Genomic DNA, 14,514 nt, shown 5'->3' with positions numbered 1-14,514 from the left:
CCGTGCCCGGCAGGACGCAAAGCCTCCCATTGTCGCGCCCGGGGACATCGCGCGGGATCCGTTTCGTGCGGGCCCGGTGCGCGACACCGATCTCCTCCGCCGACCCGCATCCCCGCCGGCATGGGGCCGGTGACGCTCGGCCGCCTGCCGCGTTGCCAAGCCGGGGAGGCCGCCCCGGCCCGACCCCGTCCGCAGACGAACCCTGAGACCAACCCTCCCCATGCGCCACGAGATCCCACCGCGCTCCGGCACCGCCTTCACCCTCGACCGGGGCCAGCGCCTCACCGTGATCGACCCGCAGGGCGAGCAGGTGGCCGACCTCCTCGCCTTCCGGCGCGACGACATCGACGAGGTGATCTCGTCGGGCCGCACGCTGGACTATGCCAGCCGCATCTTCCTGACGACCGGCGACAAGCTCTACTCGAACCGCTCGAACGTGCTCCTGGAGATCGTGGCCGACACGGTCGGGCGGCACGACTTCCTGCTCACCCCCTGCTCGGCCGACACCTTCCGGATCATCTACGGCGACACCGAGCCCCACCGGGGCTGCTTCGGCAACCTCGCGCACGCGCTGGCGCCCTACGGTATCGGGCCGGACCGGATCCCCGTGGCCTTCAACGTCTTCATGAACGTGGCGGTGGACGGCGCGAGCGGCGCGCTGGAGGTCCGCCCCCCCCTGAGCCGGGCGGGCGACCACGTGACCTTCGAGGCGCGCGAGGACCTGATCGTCGGGCTCACCGCCTGCTCGGCGCTGCAATCGAACAACTACGCCTTCAAGCCGATCCAGTACGAGATCGCGTGATACATCTTGTGATGGGTCGTTTCGGAGGTGTTGGGGCGAGCCGCGATGGGCTCTCTGCCCGTGCGGGCTGCCACGTTCGCACCTCTCGGAGCCGGCCCGCGCGTTCTCCCTCCCCCGCAGAGGGAGGAGGGAGAGCTTCGCGTGCCACCCCGAGGACGCGCTCGCCCGGGCAGGCCCGCGTCCCGCATCGTGCGCCCCGGCACGCGCGACGTGGGAGCCGATCGCGTCCTGCCGCTTTGACGTGCCGTGCCCTTCCCCGAACGGACGCCGCCCATGCCCGACACGCCCCAGGATCCCGCCGCCCCCCGCGCCCTCGCCTATTCCGAGCGGGCCAAGCGCCAGTCCTTCCAGACCATCGCGATCATCGCGGGGCTGATCGTGTTCATCATGGTGGTGTTCGGCTTCCTGTTCGGCGCGGGCCGTCTGATCGCGTGACCGGTCAGAACGGCCGGACCGGTTGACCGCGACCGCCCGGGGGGCCACTGACGCGCCTCGGTTCGGGCGGGAGCGGAGGGAGACGGTGTCCGGCAGCGATCCCGCGAGCGTCGCCGTCGGCCTCACGCTGTTCCGGCCGAGTCCCGCGCAGGTGGAGGCGGTCTGCCGCCTCGCCGCGGCGAGTCCCGGGCCGGTCCTGGCCTTCGACAACGGCGGCCTGCCGGCCGGCGCGGCCGAGGCCCTGGAGCGCGCCGGCATCCGGCTGCTCTCGGCCGGCCGCAACCTCGGCATCGCCGCGGCGCTGAACGCCCTCGCGGAGACCGCGACCGGGCTCGGCGCGCGCCGCATCCTCCTGCTCGACCAGGATGCCGGCCCGCAGGGCGAGATGCTGCGCGCGCTGCTGGCCGCGGCGGATCGGCTCGACGGCGCGAGCCCGCCGCCCGCCGTGATCGGGCCGCGCCCGCTCGCAGGCGCCGGCCACAAGGCGCCGGCCTACCCGGTCCACGCCGGCAAGGCCCCCCGTGACGGCCTGGTGCCGGTGGATTTCCTGGCGACCTCCGGCTCCCTCGTCGATCTGGCGGCCTTCGCCCGCATCGGCCCGTTCCGGGCCGACTACTTCATCGATGCGGTCGATCTCGAATGGTGCTTCCGCGCCTGGGCGCGCGGGTACAGCTGCTGGATGGCCCCGGAGGCCGGGCTCGCCCACCATGTCGGCAGCGGCACGATCCGGGGGCCCTTCGGCCTCGCCATGCCGCGCCAGCCCCTGTTCCGCATGGCGACCTACCTGCGCAACAGCGCCTACGGCCTGCGCCTGCCCCACCTGCCCGCGGGCTGGAAGCTGCGCCAGGGCCTCTACCTGCCGGTGCAGGTGCTCCTTTACTGGCGCGACGCGGGCTATCGCCCCCGCGTGCTCTCCCGCCTCCTCGCCGCCCTGCGCGACGGCCTCATGGGCCGCCTCGGACCGCCCCGGGACCTGCCGTGATCCCTGCCCTCGACGTCGTGATCGTCAACTGGAACGGCGGCGCGCTGGTCGAGGCCTGCGTCGCGAGCCTCGCGCGCGCCGCGGGGGCGCTCGACCTGCGGGTGGTGGTGGTCGACAACGCCTCGACGGACGGGTCGGCCGAGGCGCTGGAAGCGTTCGGCCCCGAAGCTCTCCCTCCCCCCTCTGCGGGGGAGGATGGCCCTTGCGTGAGCAAGGGTCGGGAGAGGGGAAGCCGGCTTCCGGAAGAGGCGAGCCCGTCGGGAGGTTCGCAGCCCTTCCTTTCAGCGTCGCTCCCCTCTCCCGACCCCCTTCGGGGGCCACCCTCCCCCGCAGAGGGGGGAGGGAGATTCGCGCTGCGGGTCATCCGCAGCACCGAAAACCTCGGCTTCGCGCGGGCCTGCAACATCGGCGCGGCGGCCGGGGACGCCGAGGCGATCCTGTTCCTCAACCCCGACACCCGGGTCGAGGGCCCGGCCCTGCTCACGGCCCGCGCGGCCCTCCTGGCCGAACCCGGCACCGGCATCGTCGGCGCCCGCCAGATCGCCGACGACGGCACGGTCGAGCGCAGCTGCGCCCGGGCGCCGACCGCCGCGAGCCTGCTGGGACAGGCGCTCGCCCTCGACCGGCTCGGCCTCGTGCCGAGCCACTTCATGACCGCGTGGGACCACGCCGAGGACCGCGCCGTCGATCAGGTGATGGGCGCCTTCCTGATGATCCGGCGCCCCCTGTTCGCGGGCCTCGGCGGCTTCGACGAGCGCTTCTTCGTCTACTACGAGGACGTCGATCTCTGCCGGCGCGCCCGCGCGGCCGGATACGCCGTCCGGCACGTGGCCGGCGCGGTGATCGGACACGCCGGCCAGGGCACGACCCGGCAGGCCCGGGCGCACCGCCTGTTCTACATCCTGCGCGCCGGGGTGCAGTACGCCGCCAAGCATCACGGCCGGGCCACGGCGCTGGCGCTGCTGGCCACCGCCTTCCTGGCCCAGGTGCCGATGCGGCTCGCGCTGGCCGCGATCCGGGGGGCGCCCGGCGAGGCCGCCGAGACCTTGCGCGGGGCCCGCCTCCTGGCGCGGGCCACCCCCGCACTCCTCGCCGGGGTCCTGCGCGGGCGCTGACGCCACCTTGTATTGCTGCGGCTCCGCCCATGCAGTACGGCCGGACCGGGCGGTTGCAACCGGGGATAGGCGAGCAGTGGAGCGCGATCGCAGGCCGGAGCTGGACAAGGTCCGGACCGGCATCACAGGATTCGACGAGATCACCTTCGGGGGCCTTCCCGCCGGGCGACCGACGCTCGTCTGCGGCGCGGCCGGCTGCGGCAAGACGCTGTTCGCCACCACCTTCCTGGTCAACGGCGCGATGCTCCACGGCGAGCCCGGCGTCTTCGTGAGCTTCGAGGAGCGCGCCGAGGACATCGCCGCCAACGTCGCCTCGCTCGGCTACGACATCGACGGGCTCGTGGCCGAGGGCCGGCTCGCGGTCGATCACGTCCGCGTCGAGCGCAGCGAGATCGAGGAGACCGGCGCCTACGACCTGGAGGGGCTGTTCATCCGCATCGGCTTCGCGGTCGATTCGATCGGCGCCAAGCGCGTGGTGCTCGACACGATCGAGACGCTGTTCGCCGCCTTCACGGACGAGACGGTGCTGCGCGCGGAACTCCGCCGCCTGTTCGGCTGGATCAAGGACCGGGGCTTGACCGCGATCATCACGGGCGAGCGCGGCGGCGGCCAGCTCACCCGCCAGGGGCTGGAGGAGTACGTCTCCGACTGCGTGGTGCTGCTCGACAACCGGGTCGAGGACCAGATCACCACGCGGCGCCTGCGCGTGGTGAAGTACCGCGGCTCGGCCCACGGCACCAACGAGTACCCGTTCCTGATCGACGCCGAGGGCATCAGCGTCCTGCCCGTCACCTCGGCGGATCTCGACTACGGCGTGACCGAGGGCGTGATCTCGTCCGGCGTCCCGGGCCTCGACGCGATGCTGGCGCCCGGCGGCTTCCACCGCGGCTCCGGCATCCTGATCTCGGGCGAGGCCGGCACCGGCAAGACCATGATCGCGTCGAGCATGATCGCGGCGGCCTGCGCCCGGGGCGAGCGCTGCATGGCCTTCGTGTTCGAGGAGAGCGGGCACCAGATCGCCCGCAACGCCCGCTCGATCGGCCTCGACCTGCAGGCCCACGTGGATTCGGGCCTGCTGCGCTTCGAGGCGGCACGGCCGAGCCTCTACGGGCTGGAGACGCACCTCGCCCGCATGCACAGGGACATCGACCTGTTCGCCCCGAGCCTCGTGGTGATCGACCCGCTCTCGGCGCTGCGCGGCCCCGCGAGCGAGCTGCAGGCCACGCTGCTGCGCATGGTCGATCTCCTGAAGAGCCGCGGCATCACGGCCGTCTTCACCAGCCTGCGCACCGAGGGCGGGTTCGACGCCCAGGACGAGTTCGGCGTCTCCTCGCTGATGGACGCCTGGGTCAAGCTCCTCAACGTCGAGGCCAACGGCGAGCGCACCCGCACGCTCTACGTCATCAAGGCCCGGGGCATGAGCCACTCGCATCAGGTGCGCGAGTTCCGGATGTCGTCGGCGGGCATCCAGCTCGTCGAGGCCTATATCGGGCCGGCGGGCGTGCTCACCGGCACCGCCCGCCTCGTCCGGGAGGCCGAGGAGCGGGCCGAGGCGCTGCGGCTCCGGCAGGAGGCCGAGCGCCGCCGCCGCGAGATCGCCCGCCGCCGCGACGCGATCGAGCGCCAGATCGCCGAGCTGCGCGCCGGGCTCGAGGCGGCCGAGGAGGAGGAGAGCGTGCTCCTCGGCGAGACCGAGGCGCGCGAGGGGCGGCTGGAGGCCGAGCGGCGCGAGCGCGCGGCCCGGCGCGGCGCGGCGAGCTGAGGAGCCGATCCGATGAGCGACGACAAGGGCTTGGAGAAGGGGCAGGCCCCCGACGAGGGCGCCGAGGCTGACCTCGACCCCAACCACTACCACCTGCGCCTCTACGTGGCCGGGCAGACCGCCAAGTCGCTCGCCGCGACGGCGAACCTGCGGCGCTTCTGCGAGGAGCACCTCGCCGGCCGCTACGACATCGAGGTCATCGACCTGATGAAGAACCCGAAGCTCGCGGCCGGCGACCAGATCCTGGCGATCCCGACGCTGGTGCGTCGCCTGCCCTCCCCGCTCAAGCGCATCATCGGCGACCTCTCGAACACCGAGAAGGTGCTGGTCGGGCTCGACATCCGCCCGAAGGACGCGCCTTGAGCCGCGTCCTCGGCCCCCTGCCCGCGGACGGCCGGCCCCTGCTGCGCCTGTTCATCGCCGGCACCTCGCCGCGCTCGAGCCGGACCGTCGAGGCGGTCCGGCACCTGCGCGACGCGCACCTGCCGGCCTACGAGCTGGAGGTCGTCGATCTCTACCAGCAGCCCCAGCTCGCCGAGGCCGACCGGGTGGTCGCCGCCCCGACCCTGGTGCGGGTGAGCCCCGGCCCGACGCGCCGCGTGGCCGGCGACCTCACGGACGCGCGCCGCATCCTGCACGGACTCGGGCTCGACGCGGCCGAGGGAGCGCCCGCGGAGGCCCGGGGACGTGCCGATGAGCGCTGAACTCGCCGCCGCCCGCGCCCGCATCGCGGAGCTCGAGGCGCGGCTGGAGGAGAGCGAGGACACGCTCGCGGCGATCCGCCGGGGCGATTTCGACGCGGTCGTGGTCGAGGGGCCCGACGGCGAGCGCCTCGTCTACACCCTGGAGAACGCCGACCGGCCCTACCGGGTGCTGATCGAGCAGATCCAGGAGGGCGCCTTCACGCTCTCGGCCGAGGGCACGCTGCTCTACGGCAACCGCCGCCTCGCCGCGATGCTGGGCCTGCGCCAGGAGCGGCTGATCGGACAGCCGCTGCGCCGCTTCGTCCTGCCCCAGGACGCAGGCGCCCTCGACGCGCTCCTCGCCGGGGCGGCCGAGGCCCCGGCCCGGGCCGAGATCGGCTTTCGGGACGCGGAGGGCGCCCAGCACCCCGTCCACCTCTCGCTCGCCAGGCTGGAGCGCGACGGCGGCGCGCCCCTCCTCTGCGGGGTGCTGACCGACCTCACCGAGCAGCGCGGGCGCCTCGACGAGCTCGCCGCCGCCAACGCCCGGCTCACCGCCGAGATCGCGGAGCGCGAGCGGATCGAGGACGCCCTGCGCCAGTCGCAGAAGATGGAGGCGGTGGGCCAGCTCACGGGGGGCGTGGCGCACGACTTCAACAACCTGCTCACCGTCATCAAGTCGTCCACGGACCTCCTGAAGCGGCGCGAGCTGCCCGAGGAGCGCCGCGCCCGCTACGTGCTGGCGATCTCCGACACCGTGGACCGGGCCGCCAAGCTCACCGGCCAGCTCCTCGCCTTCGCGCGGCGGCAGGCGCTCCAGCCCGAGACCTTCGACGCGGGCGCGAGCGTCGCGGCCATCGGCGACATGGTGGGCACGCTGACGGGCGCGCGCATCCGCGTGGGCGTGCGCCTGCCCGACCTGCCCTGCTACGTCCACGCCGACCCGAGCCAGTTCGACACCGCGCTCGTCAACATCGCGGTCAACGCCCGCGACGCCATGGAGGGCGAGGGCACGCTGACGATCGAGGTCGCGGCCACCGAATCCGTGCCGGCCTCGCGCGGCCAGATGCCGGTGCGGGGCCGCTTCGTGGCGGTCTCGGTGAGCGACACCGGCACCGGCATCGCGCCGGAGGTGCTGGCGCGCATCTTCGAGCCCTTCTTCACCACGAAGGGCGTCGGCCAGGGCACGGGGCTCGGCCTCTCCCAGGTCTTCGGCTTCGCCAAGCAGTCCGGCGGCGAGGTCACGGTCGACAGCGCGCTCGGGCGCGGCACCACCTTCACGCTCTACCTGCCGCGGGCCGAGGCACCCGCCTCGGCGCCCCGGACGGGCGCGCAGGAGCCTGGGCCGAGCCGCGGCCACGGCACCTGCGTGCTGGTGGTGGAGGACAACGCCGAGGTCGGCAGCTTCGCCACGCAGACGCTGGCCGAACTCGGCTACGGCACGGTCTGGGTCCGCGACGCCGACGCGGCGGTGGCCGAGCTGGAGCGGGCCTCCGGCCGCTTCGACGTGGTCTTCTCCGACGTGGTGATGCCGGGCCGAGACGGGGTCGATCTCGCGGGCGAGATCCGGCGGCGCTGGCCGGCGGTGCCGGTGGTGCTGACCTCCGGCTACAGCCACGTGCTGGCCCAGGAGGGCACGCACGGCTTCGAGCTGCTGCACAAGCCCTACTCGGTCGAGCAGCTCTCGCACGTGCTGAGCCGGGTGGTGGCGGCGCGCCGCCGCGCGGGCTGAGGGTATCGGGATCCCCAAGGGCCTTCAGGCCCTTGGGCGGGGGCCAGGGATCGACAGCAGGGCTCTGCCCTGCACCCGCCAAAGGTCTCGACCTTTGGAATCCGGGACCATCCGCGCGCGACGCTTCGCCCCCTGCCGCGTTGACCCGGCGGAGGTGCCCGCATGCCCGCGCTCGACGGTGTTCTGGAGACGGTCCTGTACGTCGAGGATCTCGCGCGCGCCGACGCCTTCTACCGCGGCGCCATGGGCCTGCCCTGCATCCACGCGGATCACCGGATGCGGGCCTACGACGTCGCCGGCCGCGGCGTGCTGCTGCTGTTCCCGCGCGGCGGCTCGCTGGAGCCGATCGAGACGCCGGGCGGCACCATCCCGCCCCACGACGGTTCGGGACCGCAGCACGTCGCCTTCGCGGTCGGCGCCGAGGCGCTGGCCGAATGGGAGGACCACCTCGCCGAGGCCGGCATCGCGGTCGAGGGGCGCACCCGCTGGCCGCGCGGCGGGCAGAGCCTGTATTTCCGCGATCCCGACGGGCATCTCCTGGAGATCGCGACGCCGGGGCTCTGGCGGGGCTACTGAGGGGGACGAGTCATGAGCGCACGACGCCTGCTGCACACGAGTTCGGAGGGGGCGCGCTGGTCGCTGGCCCGCGAGAACCGGGACGTCTTCGTCCTGCGCGAGGACGGCGGGGCGCCTGAGCGGATCGGGCTCGCCCGCTTCCTCGACGGTGACCCCGCCGCGCCGGAGCGGCGCGCCCTCCTTGACCTCGTGGCGACCCTGGTGGAGGCGGTCCCGGTGACGGGCGCGCCGCCCGAGGCCGGGGCCGCCGCGGCCGAGCCCTCCCCCGGCGAGGCGGCTGTCTGAAGCATCGTCCCGAAAGCCGGCTTCCGGCTTTCGGGAAAGAGGATGCAGCATCGAGAGGCTGGAGCGTCGGCCCGGATCCCGTATCCAGGACGATGCTCCAGCTGCCTACAGCACCGCCTCGATCAGCCCGAGTTCCTGCGCCTCCGCGGCCTCGATGTACCAGTTCTCCGGCGCGCGCCGCAGCACCTCGTCCAGGCTCACCCGCGAGCCCTCGACGAGGTTGGCGAAGCCCTCGTTCTGGATCGCGATCGAGGTCTCGATCTCGTGGAGCGCCGCCTTCACGGCGGCGACGCAGGTGGTGAGCGGGCCGTTGAGCTTCACCTGCTTGTCGAGCTTGCGCTCGTGCACCATCAGCCGCGTGCCGCGGGTGAGGTAGCGGTTCGGCCGCGCGAAGAAGCTCATGAAGGTGGTGCCGGCCGAGTAGATCGCCGCCTTGCCCAGGAAGACGTGGCGGCGGCTCGGCGCGAGCGTGCTGTGGAAGCGGATGTCCTCGCCCATCATGCGGGCGACCTCCGGGTCGCCGCCGAGCGTGGAGAGCTCCACCACGACGAGGTCGCGCTCCCTCGCCGCGTCGAGCTGGCTCCGGAAGGACCGGTACATCTCCTGGTTCACCGTGCCGGAGAGCAGCACGGCGGGCGCCGCGAAGGCGGCGGGCTCGAGGCGGTCCTTGTCCATATGGGCGGGTCTCGCGGCGGTCTGGTCGGGCGGCTGCGACGCCCCTCGCGACGTCGTTCCCGGAGAACGCGCCGACGCCCCCGCGGCTCCCGGTCGCGGCGGGGCCTACAGGTCCTTCGGCTGGCTCCCGCGGGCGACGCAGCGCCAGCGCGCGACGTGCCACTCGGGATGGCTCTCCTGCCACGTCGCCAGCGCGCTCTGGGCGTTGCGCAGGCAGACGAAGGGGCTGCGCGCCTCGAAGGACAGGTCGATCTTGTCCTCCTTGCAGGTGCTCGGCTGCGCGAGGAGACAGATCGACAGCAGGATGAACATGGCCGGCTCCGCGTGCGTGACGGATCTGCAATATGATGCAGGCCCGCCCGGCGCACAGGCCTTCGATCCCCCGCCGTCAGCGCTCCCGCGGTCCCAGCAGGATCACCAGGGTGCCGACGAGGCACAGGGCTGCGCCCGCGAGATCGAAGCGGTCCGGCCGGCGTCCCTCGGCGAGCCAGAGCCAGAGGATCGAGGCCGCGATGTAGACGCCGCCATAGGCCGCGTAGGCGCGCCCCGCCGCATCGGCCTCCACCCGGGTCAGCAGCCAGGCGAACAGCGCGAGGCTGAGCATGCCCGGCCCGAGCCAGAGGACCGAGCGGCCGAGCCGGAGCCAAGCCCAGAAGGCGAAGCAACCCGCGATCTCGGCGAGCGCGGCGGCGGCGTAGGCGGCGAAGGTCGGCATCCGCGCCCTCTGGCACGGCCCGGGGGTGCCCGCCAGACGGACCTCGGATCCCGGGAACGGGGCCGGCTCGGGGCCCGCGGCAGAATCTTCCCCGGCGCGGGGCGCGCGGAGCAGGGCGTTCTCCGGGGCGGCGAATCTTCGAAAATCCCGTTCCTTGATCCGGCCCGCCACGCGCGCGACATCAGCTGTCATGCGCGGAACCCCTGACATGTCGATCCCTGCGAGCCCGACGGACGACGTCAGCTTCGACCCGTTCGGGGAGAAGCTGGATTCCCCGCACGCCGCCGCGGCGCCGCGTGACGGCGCCGGCCACCGGGCGGTCGCGGGTGCGTTCTGGGCGCTGGCGCTGCTCCTCGTCGGCTGCCGCGTCTACCTCTCGGATTACCCGGTGGCCCAGACCGTCGCCTCCGTGGGCGAGGCGGTCCGCACGCATCTCGCTGCGGCCTTCTGAGGGCGCCCCGGGCGCGCGACCCGGGCGCATCCGGCTCAGGCCCGCCCGCCGGGAGCCCGGAACAGATAGTAGCCCGCGCTCTCGGTCGCGGCCTGCGCGGCGTCCGGCTGGAAGCCCTCCGGAGGGCGCTCCTCCATCACCGTGCCGCCGTACTCCCAGATCACCCCGTGGATGAAGCCCGGCACCGGCCGGTCCTGGCGCACGGCGCAGCGCAGGGCCGGGTACTGGCGACGGCGGAACACGTTGTAGGCGGCGTAGGCGGCAGGCCAGTGCATCCGGGCTCCCTCTTTACCGTCCCCCGCGGCCGTTGCCGGCGCGGGAAGCGTCAGAAGCACGGGCCGGGCCGGTCCGCCAATCACATGGGCGATTGCGCGCTGGGCCGTTCCTCGGGTGCCGGCTCCGAATCGCCGCGCGCGGCGGCGTCGTAGCCGGCGTGCCAGTCGGCTTCCGCCCGTGTTCCGGCGGCGTAGGGGCAATCGGCCCGGGCCACGCCCTTGCCGAGGGCGTAGAAGCCCAGCGCGTAGTGGTCGAGATTGTCGTCCGGCGGCGCGCTCATGAATCCTCCCGCGTGGATTGTCCCGGATGGAGCGTTCGGGTGCGTCCTCAGATAGCGGTCGGGCCCGCCCCGGCGAGCGGGACCGTCCCGGCCGCCTACGGCGTTGGCCGGGGCGGGCCGCGAGCCCGCTCCGGAGGGATCCGATGCACGACAACCGCGCGCTGAGCCGCTTCGAGCTGACCGAGCAGGGGCTGACCGCCTACGCCGACTACCGCCGCGGGCCACGGGAGCTCGTCATCGCCCATGTCTACGCACCCCCTGCCCTGCGGGGGACCGGCACGGCCGGGCGGCTGATGCGCGCGGTGGCCGAGCAGGCGCGGGCGGACGGGGTGAGGATCGTGCCCCTCTGCGGCTATGCCAGGGCCTGGCTGCACCGCAGCCCCGCCCACCGCGACCTGATCGCCTGATCGGGGCGAAGGGCTTCCCGGCGGCGCCGCTCGGGCACGCCGCCGTCGCGCCGCGCCGGTAGCGCGCCCTGCCGGCCTGCTCTCGAACATCGTCCCGAACGGTGGCTTCCGGCTTTCGGAAAAAGAGGATGCAGGATCAAGAGGCTGGAGCCTCGGCCCGGATCCCGTATCCGGGGCAATGCTCTAGGACGTGCCGTCCGCCGCCGGGTCGATCGCGCCCGGCACCGGGTTCCGGACGGGGGCCGCGGCGGTCGGCGCGAACAGGGCGCACGGATAGGCCTGGCGATGGGCCTCGCACGGGTCCCGCGGCTCCGGGGGGCTGCGCCCGAAGACGAGTGCGAGCGCGGCGAGCAGTGCGGCCGCGGCGAGCAGCCTCGGGCGTGCGGTCAAACGATCGTCTCCGAACGGGGCCGGACTTCGGGCATCCGCCCCGTTCTCCACCCCGAAGGTTAACGCTTCACGAGCCTTCGAGGCCGGGGGTGGAATCCCGCGCGGCGGCCGGCGCGGGAGCCGGCGCGCAACCGGCCTCATCGGCGGCGCGCCGCACGTAGGCGAGGCAGCGTCCCCGCGCCTTCGGGTCGTGCACCCGCAGGAACTGCCGGATCAGCTCGCGGATCTCGGCGTGCCGGGCGGGATCGATCGGCGCGGCGCCGTCCGCCTCCGGCGCGGCCTCGTAGAAGGCCGCGATCGGAACGTCCAGGAAGTTGGCGATCCGGGTGAGGGCGGCTGCGGCCGCGGCTCTGTCCTTCGGTGTGTTCTTGGCCATGACGTCTCGCCGCTGCGATGGCTTCCGGACACACGGCCCGTCCGAAGATGCTGCTCTAGCCCGCCGCCTACTGGAGAACCAGTCCCGCCGCCCGCGGACCCGCCCGACGTGCGAGCCGCTGCCCGACCCGCAGGAGCGCCGTCTCGAGCAGGGCCCGCGTGTCCGCGTCCTCGTCCAGGGCGGCGAGACTGTGCGCTTCGAGAAGGATGTCAACGAGACGCACCGTCACATCGTCCGGAGGGCCGTCGGCGGGCTCCTCGGCCGGGGCGGCCGCTGGGCCGAGCCCGTCCGGGCCGGGGAACTGCTTCAGCAGGTCCCGCGCGGCGAGCACGGAGAGGCGGGCGTCCTCGATGACCTGACGCATCTCGGCGATCAGGCGGCGAGTGCGGTCGATCGTCTGCACTGTGTCGGCGTCCGGCTTGTCCATGAGGCGCCACCTCCTTCCGGCCTGGGGCGGTCCGGTGCGGACGGCGAGTGTGCCATCGTGCGGGCGATGCCGGCCAGCGGCGCGGGCCGGGCCTTCGAGGCATCGGGCGCCGGGTGTATCCCAGTCCATCCCGCCGCGCGATGGGACGATGTGGCAGGGTTCGGACGCGCCTGTCTCCGTGCGGATCTCCGATCCCCCGCGTCGGCGGGTCCGCGTGTCGCAGCGCGGCTCAGGCCTCCGCGAGGGCCGGGCCGGATTCCGCCGGTGCCGGCCCGAGCGGGCCAGGTTCTGCCGGGGCCGGCCCGAGCGGGCCGGATTCCGCCGGGGCCGGCCCGAGCGGGCCGGATTCCGCCGGGGCCGGCCCGAGCGGGCCGGCGTGGAGCCGGGCCACCAGCGCGGCGATCGCGCCCGGGGCATGGACCGCGTCCTCGGTCCCGAAGGCGCCTTCGAGGGCCGGTCGGATGCTGTGCAGGAAGAGCGGCGGGATCCGCCGCGACGGGCTCGACGGGGCGTAGCCCACTTGGCCGGCCGGATGGTCCGCCAAGTGGACTTCCAAGCGGCCCACCGGGTGGCCCGGGATCTGGATCGCGGCGTCGAGGCCGCTGCGGACGGGGGCGCACACGATGCGGACGAGCCTCTGCACGCCTTCGCCGGGCCCGGGCTGCGCGCCGGCCGCTCCGAAGGCCGCTCAAGCTAGGCGGTTCCGGTTGAACCGTGGCTGAAGGGCCGCCCGCCCTTCGGTTCAGGATCGGCCCCCGCCGGCCCGGGCGCCCCGGTCCCACCGCGGAACCCGGGCGGACCGGACCGCCTTGCTCCTTCAGACCACGGGAGCATCCGCCACATGTCCCAGCCCGACGACCCCCGCACCGCGCCCGGGACCGCGCGCCCCGCGCCCGACCTGAACCAGCGTCTCTCCCCCGGAGAGCGCCGCATCGTGGAGGCCGGCGAGGCCGGCCCGCACGCGCCCGGCCATCCGGCCCCCGCCCCCGACCCGGGGCCCGAGACGGGCGGCTACGACGACCATTCCCCGAGCCGCGCGCCGGACAACGCGAAGGGCGGCTACGGCGCGGGCTGAGGACGGGCGCGCGCCGCGGATCTTCCGGTCGCCGCCTCCTCGTCACGCTGACGCCATCCTTCGGGATCATGCGCCCTGCCGCCTCGCCGCCCGGCCCGTCCGGCGGCACCGGAAACGACAGGACTTCCCATGACCCCGAGCAAGGCGGCGTTCCTCGCCATCGGCCTCAGCCTCGTCCCGGCCGCGGCGCTCGCGCAGCAATCCCCGGCCCGCGACGCGCTCAAGCGCGCCTGCACCGGCGACTACATGGAGTATTGCAGCGAGCACGCCCCCGGCGGCCCGGAGGTGGAGGCCTGCTTCAAGGCCAACATGAAGAAGCTCACGCCCGCCTGCTCCTCGGCCATCACGGCCTACAAGCAGGAGCAGCGCGCGACCCGGCGGGTCAGCGAGGCGCGCTGACCCGCGGGACCGGGCTCAGGGCATCGCCTGCCAGAGCAGGGCGATGAACGTGAGCCCGATCAGGTTGTAGAGCAGCGCCCAGACGAGCGCGCCGCGCAGTGCCCGGTTGGCCGGCCGGCGCGATACGGCCCGCGGCGGCGTCGCGGCCGGCATCGGCCGGCCGGGCGTCGGCATGTCGAGAAAGCGGGTCAGGCATTCCGGCAGGGGGCGCTGCCCCGATTCCGGCCCCGCGCTGCCCCGGCTCGCCGGGGCGCTCCCGGGCCGGTCATCGCGTGTCGAACGCGCGCGGCGCGATGTGCGCATCGGATGTTCTCCGGTCCCGGACCCGCGTAGAGTGTTCGACCCCGGGCCTCCGCGCAAGTCCCGGATCGGTGCGAGGCCACCCCGATCGTGGGCCGGCCCGCGACGCTTGACCCGCGGCGGTGAAATCGCATCTGTGCGCCGCAGCATCCGAACCGGCGCACCGCACATGACCTCTTCCCCGCCCCGCTCCCGTGCCGACATCCGCGTCCTGCTGTTGGAGGGGATCAACGACAGCGCGGTCGCGCTGATGGAGGGTGCGGGCTACACGAACCTGGTGCGTCTGCCGAAGGCGCTCGACCGCGAGGCGCTGCACGCGGCGCTGCGCGGCGTGCACATCCTGGGCATCCGCTCGCGCACCCAGCTCGACG

At 74.0% G+C, this 14,514-nt stretch carries 24 protein-coding genes and 1 pseudogene; 15 read left to right on the top strand and 10 right to left on the bottom strand.

Translation table 11 applies throughout. The features are described from left to right. Positions 1-220: 220 nt before the first annotated feature. From MFF56_RS13150 to MFF56_RS13105, 10 genes are all read left to right on the top strand, one after another. Positions 221-802, top strand: coding sequence for a DUF1989 domain-containing protein (locus tag MFF56_RS13150; protein ID WP_066920586.1), 582 nt, complete (start codon positions 221-223; stop codon positions 800-802). A 273-nt stretch (positions 803-1,075) separates the two neighbouring features. Continuing rightward, entirely contained in the window at positions 1,076-1,237 is a 162-nt protein-coding gene (locus tag MFF56_RS13145) for a hypothetical protein (RefSeq protein WP_156453601.1), read from the top strand. Positions 1,238-1,322: 85 nt separating this feature from the next. Then, positions 1,323-2,219, top strand: coding sequence for a glycosyltransferase family protein (locus tag MFF56_RS13140; RefSeq protein ID WP_238230102.1), 897 nt, complete (start codon positions 1,323-1,325; stop codon positions 2,217-2,219). Continuing rightward, positions 2,216-3,334, top strand: a complete 1,119-nt coding sequence (locus MFF56_RS13135) for a glycosyltransferase (protein WP_066927539.1) — start codon at positions 2,216-2,218, stop codon at positions 3,332-3,334. The genes MFF56_RS13140 and MFF56_RS13135 overlap by 4 nt, the downstream gene beginning before the upstream one ends. Positions 3,335-3,410: 76 nt before the next feature. Further along, positions 3,411-5,096, top strand: a complete 1,686-nt coding sequence (gene kaiC, locus MFF56_RS13130; protein ID WP_238230101.1) for a circadian clock protein KaiC — start codon at positions 3,411-3,413, stop codon at positions 5,094-5,096. Positions 5,097-5,108: 12 nt separating this feature from the next. Beyond that, positions 5,109-5,459 (top strand): circadian clock KaiB family protein, encoded by a 351-nt coding sequence (locus MFF56_RS13125; RefSeq protein WP_066919423.1) that lies wholly within the window; start codon positions 5,109-5,111, stop codon positions 5,457-5,459. Beyond that, positions 5,456-5,800, top strand: coding sequence for a circadian clock KaiB family protein (locus MFF56_RS13120; protein ID WP_066919425.1), 345 nt, complete (start codon positions 5,456-5,458; stop codon positions 5,798-5,800). The genes MFF56_RS13125 and MFF56_RS13120 overlap by 4 nt, the downstream gene beginning before the upstream one ends. Next, the gene (locus MFF56_RS13115) at positions 5,790-7,511 is read left to right on the top strand and encodes an ATP-binding protein (protein ID WP_238230100.1); all 1,722 of its coding nucleotides are present in this window, start codon (positions 5,790-5,792) and stop codon (positions 7,509-7,511) included. The genes MFF56_RS13120 and MFF56_RS13115 overlap by 11 nt, the downstream gene beginning before the upstream one ends. A gap of 162 nt (positions 7,512-7,673) precedes the next feature. Further along, positions 7,674-8,087, top strand: coding sequence for a VOC family protein (locus MFF56_RS13110; protein ID WP_066920414.1), 414 nt, complete (start codon positions 7,674-7,676; stop codon positions 8,085-8,087). Positions 8,088-8,099: 12 nt separating this feature from the next. Next, on the top strand, positions 8,100-8,372 hold the full coding sequence (locus MFF56_RS13105; RefSeq protein ID WP_238230099.1) for a hypothetical protein: 273 nt from the start codon (positions 8,100-8,102) through the stop codon (positions 8,370-8,372). Between the two features lie 105 nt (positions 8,373-8,477). On the opposite strand, the gene MFF56_RS13100 is transcribed toward MFF56_RS13105, so the two are convergent. The 3 genes from MFF56_RS13100 to MFF56_RS13090 all read right to left on the bottom strand — a co-directional run bounded on the left by MFF56_RS13100 (position 8,478) and on the right by MFF56_RS13090 (position 9,762). After that, on the bottom strand, positions 8,478-9,047 hold the full coding sequence (locus MFF56_RS13100) for a peptidase S14 (protein WP_066924626.1): 570 nt from the start codon (positions 9,045-9,047) through the stop codon (positions 8,478-8,480). Positions 9,048-9,152: 105 nt separating this feature from the next. Further along, a complete protein-coding gene (locus MFF56_RS13095; protein WP_066924625.1) occupies positions 9,153-9,359 on the bottom strand; it encodes a hypothetical protein in 207 nt (68 codons plus the stop codon). 76 nt (positions 9,360-9,435) lie between these two features. After that, positions 9,436-9,762, bottom strand: a complete 327-nt coding sequence (locus tag MFF56_RS13090) for a YnfA family protein (RefSeq protein ID WP_066924623.1) — start codon at positions 9,760-9,762, stop codon at positions 9,436-9,438. Positions 9,763-9,970: 208 nt separating this feature from the next. Here MFF56_RS13090 and MFF56_RS13085 point away from each other — a divergent pair, with 208 nt between their 5' ends. After that, positions 9,971-10,213 carry a hypothetical protein gene (locus MFF56_RS13085; protein ID WP_066924622.1) on the top strand — a complete coding sequence of 81 codons (243 nt, stop codon included), beginning with the start codon at positions 9,971-9,973 and terminating at the stop codon, positions 10,211-10,213. A 35-nt stretch (positions 10,214-10,248) separates the two neighbouring features. Here the strand turns inward: MFF56_RS13085 and MFF56_RS13080 are convergent, their stop codons facing one another. Together MFF56_RS13080 and MFF56_RS13075 are read right to left on the bottom strand one after the other, a co-directional pair. Further along, entirely contained in the window at positions 10,249-10,488 is a 240-nt protein-coding gene (locus MFF56_RS13080) for a hypothetical protein (RefSeq protein ID WP_066924620.1), read from the bottom strand. Between the two features lie 80 nt (positions 10,489-10,568). After that, entirely contained in the window at positions 10,569-10,769 is a 201-nt protein-coding gene (locus MFF56_RS13075; protein WP_066924618.1) for a ribosome modulation factor, read from the bottom strand. Between the two features lie 143 nt (positions 10,770-10,912). Here MFF56_RS13075 and MFF56_RS13070 point away from each other — a divergent pair, with 143 nt between their 5' ends. Then, positions 10,913-11,176 (top strand): GNAT family N-acetyltransferase, encoded by a 264-nt coding sequence (locus MFF56_RS13070; protein WP_066924615.1) that lies wholly within the window; start codon positions 10,913-10,915, stop codon positions 11,174-11,176. A gap of 183 nt (positions 11,177-11,359) precedes the next feature. Here MFF56_RS13070 and MFF56_RS13065 read toward each other — a convergent pair whose 3' ends face one another. The 4 genes from MFF56_RS13065 to MFF56_RS13050 form a co-directional block, all read right to left on the bottom strand. Beyond that, positions 11,360-11,566 (bottom strand): hypothetical protein, encoded by a 207-nt coding sequence (locus MFF56_RS13065; RefSeq protein WP_066924613.1) that lies wholly within the window; start codon positions 11,564-11,566, stop codon positions 11,360-11,362. A 67-nt stretch (positions 11,567-11,633) separates the two neighbouring features. Beyond that, entirely contained in the window at positions 11,634-11,942 is a 309-nt protein-coding gene (locus tag MFF56_RS13060; RefSeq protein WP_066924611.1) for a hypothetical protein, read from the bottom strand. Positions 11,943-12,009: 67 nt separating this feature from the next. Continuing rightward, positions 12,010-12,369 carry a hypothetical protein gene (locus MFF56_RS13055; protein ID WP_066924610.1) on the bottom strand — a complete coding sequence of 120 codons (360 nt, stop codon included), beginning with the start codon at positions 12,367-12,369 and terminating at the stop codon, positions 12,010-12,012. A 229-nt stretch (positions 12,370-12,598) separates the two neighbouring features. Continuing rightward, on the bottom strand, positions 12,599-13,012 hold the full coding sequence (locus MFF56_RS13050) for a hypothetical protein (RefSeq protein ID WP_238230098.1): 414 nt from the start codon (positions 13,010-13,012) through the stop codon (positions 12,599-12,601). 198 nt (positions 13,013-13,210) lie between these two features. Here MFF56_RS13050 and MFF56_RS13045 point away from each other — a divergent pair, with 198 nt between their 5' ends. Both MFF56_RS13045 and MFF56_RS13040 read left to right on the top strand, forming a co-directional pair. Continuing rightward, a complete protein-coding gene (locus MFF56_RS13045) occupies positions 13,211-13,444 on the top strand; it encodes a hypothetical protein (RefSeq protein WP_066918922.1) in 234 nt (77 codons plus the stop codon). Between the two features lie 129 nt (positions 13,445-13,573). Further along, positions 13,574-13,843 (top strand): hypothetical protein, encoded by a 270-nt coding sequence (locus tag MFF56_RS13040; RefSeq protein WP_066918924.1) that lies wholly within the window; start codon positions 13,574-13,576, stop codon positions 13,841-13,843. 15 nt (positions 13,844-13,858) lie between these two features. Here the strand turns inward: MFF56_RS13040 and MFF56_RS13035 are convergent, their stop codons facing one another. Beyond that, positions 13,859-14,146: a hypothetical protein gene (locus tag MFF56_RS13035; protein ID WP_066918926.1), complete on the bottom strand. Its 288-nt coding sequence runs from the start codon at positions 14,144-14,146 to the stop codon at positions 13,859-13,861. A gap of 166 nt (positions 14,147-14,312) precedes the next feature. On the opposite strand from MFF56_RS13035, the pseudogene MFF56_RS13030 reads away from it, so the two are divergent. Then, positions 14,313-14,514 (top strand): annotated as a pseudogene (locus tag MFF56_RS13030) (phosphoglycerate dehydrogenase); the annotation flags it as partial.

This window comes from Methylobacterium hispanicum, from assembly GCF_022179285.1.
Classification (GTDB): Bacteria; Pseudomonadota; Alphaproteobacteria; order Rhizobiales; family Beijerinckiaceae; genus Methylobacterium; species Methylobacterium hispanicum.
The sequence above is the reverse complement of the archived record's forward strand: the minus strand, read 5'-3'. Positions and strand labels throughout refer to the sequence as shown.

Coding starts and splice junctions, on each gene's coding strand:
- MFF56_RS13150 (WP_066920586.1), top strand. CDS start 221: ATGCGCCACGAGATCCCACCGCGCTCCGGCACCGCCTTCACCCTCGAC.
- MFF56_RS13145 (WP_156453601.1), top strand. CDS start 1,076: ATGCCCGACACGCCCCAGGATCCCGCCGCCCCCCGCGCCCTCGCCTAT.
- MFF56_RS13125 (WP_066919423.1), top strand. CDS start 5,109: ATGAGCGACGACAAGGGCTTGGAGAAGGGGCAGGCCCCCGACGAGGGC.
- MFF56_RS13115 (WP_238230100.1), top strand. CDS start 5,790: ATGAGCGCTGAACTCGCCGCCGCCCGCGCCCGCATCGCGGAGCTCGAG.
- MFF56_RS13110 (WP_066920414.1), top strand. CDS start 7,674: ATGCCCGCGCTCGACGGTGTTCTGGAGACGGTCCTGTACGTCGAGGAT.
- MFF56_RS13105 (WP_238230099.1), top strand. CDS start 8,100: ATGAGCGCACGACGCCTGCTGCACACGAGTTCGGAGGGGGCGCGCTGG.
- MFF56_RS13100 (WP_066924626.1), bottom strand. CDS start 9,047: ATGGACAAGGACCGCCTCGAGCCCGCCGCCTTCGCGGCGCCCGCCGTG.
- MFF56_RS13095 (WP_066924625.1), bottom strand. CDS start 9,359: ATGTTCATCCTGCTGTCGATCTGTCTCCTCGCGCAGCCGAGCACCTGC.
- MFF56_RS13090 (WP_066924623.1), bottom strand. CDS start 9,762: ATGCCGACCTTCGCCGCCTACGCCGCCGCCGCGCTCGCCGAGATCGCG.
- MFF56_RS13085 (WP_066924622.1), top strand. CDS start 9,971: ATGTCGATCCCTGCGAGCCCGACGGACGACGTCAGCTTCGACCCGTTC.
- MFF56_RS13080 (WP_066924620.1), bottom strand. CDS start 10,488: ATGCACTGGCCTGCCGCCTACGCCGCCTACAACGTGTTCCGCCGTCGC.
- MFF56_RS13075 (WP_066924618.1), bottom strand. CDS start 10,769: ATGAGCGCGCCGCCGGACGACAATCTCGACCACTACGCGCTGGGCTTC.
- MFF56_RS13070 (WP_066924615.1), top strand. CDS start 10,913: ATGCACGACAACCGCGCGCTGAGCCGCTTCGAGCTGACCGAGCAGGGG.
- MFF56_RS13060 (WP_066924611.1), bottom strand. CDS start 11,942: ATGGCCAAGAACACACCGAAGGACAGAGCCGCGGCCGCAGCCGCCCTC.
- MFF56_RS13055 (WP_066924610.1), bottom strand. CDS start 12,369: ATGGACAAGCCGGACGCCGACACAGTGCAGACGATCGACCGCACTCGC.
- MFF56_RS13045 (WP_066918922.1), top strand. CDS start 13,211: ATGTCCCAGCCCGACGACCCCCGCACCGCGCCCGGGACCGCGCGCCCC.
- MFF56_RS13040 (WP_066918924.1), top strand. CDS start 13,574: ATGACCCCGAGCAAGGCGGCGTTCCTCGCCATCGGCCTCAGCCTCGTC.
- MFF56_RS13035 (WP_066918926.1), bottom strand. CDS start 14,146: ATGCGCACATCGCGCCGCGCGCGTTCGACACGCGATGACCGGCCCGGG.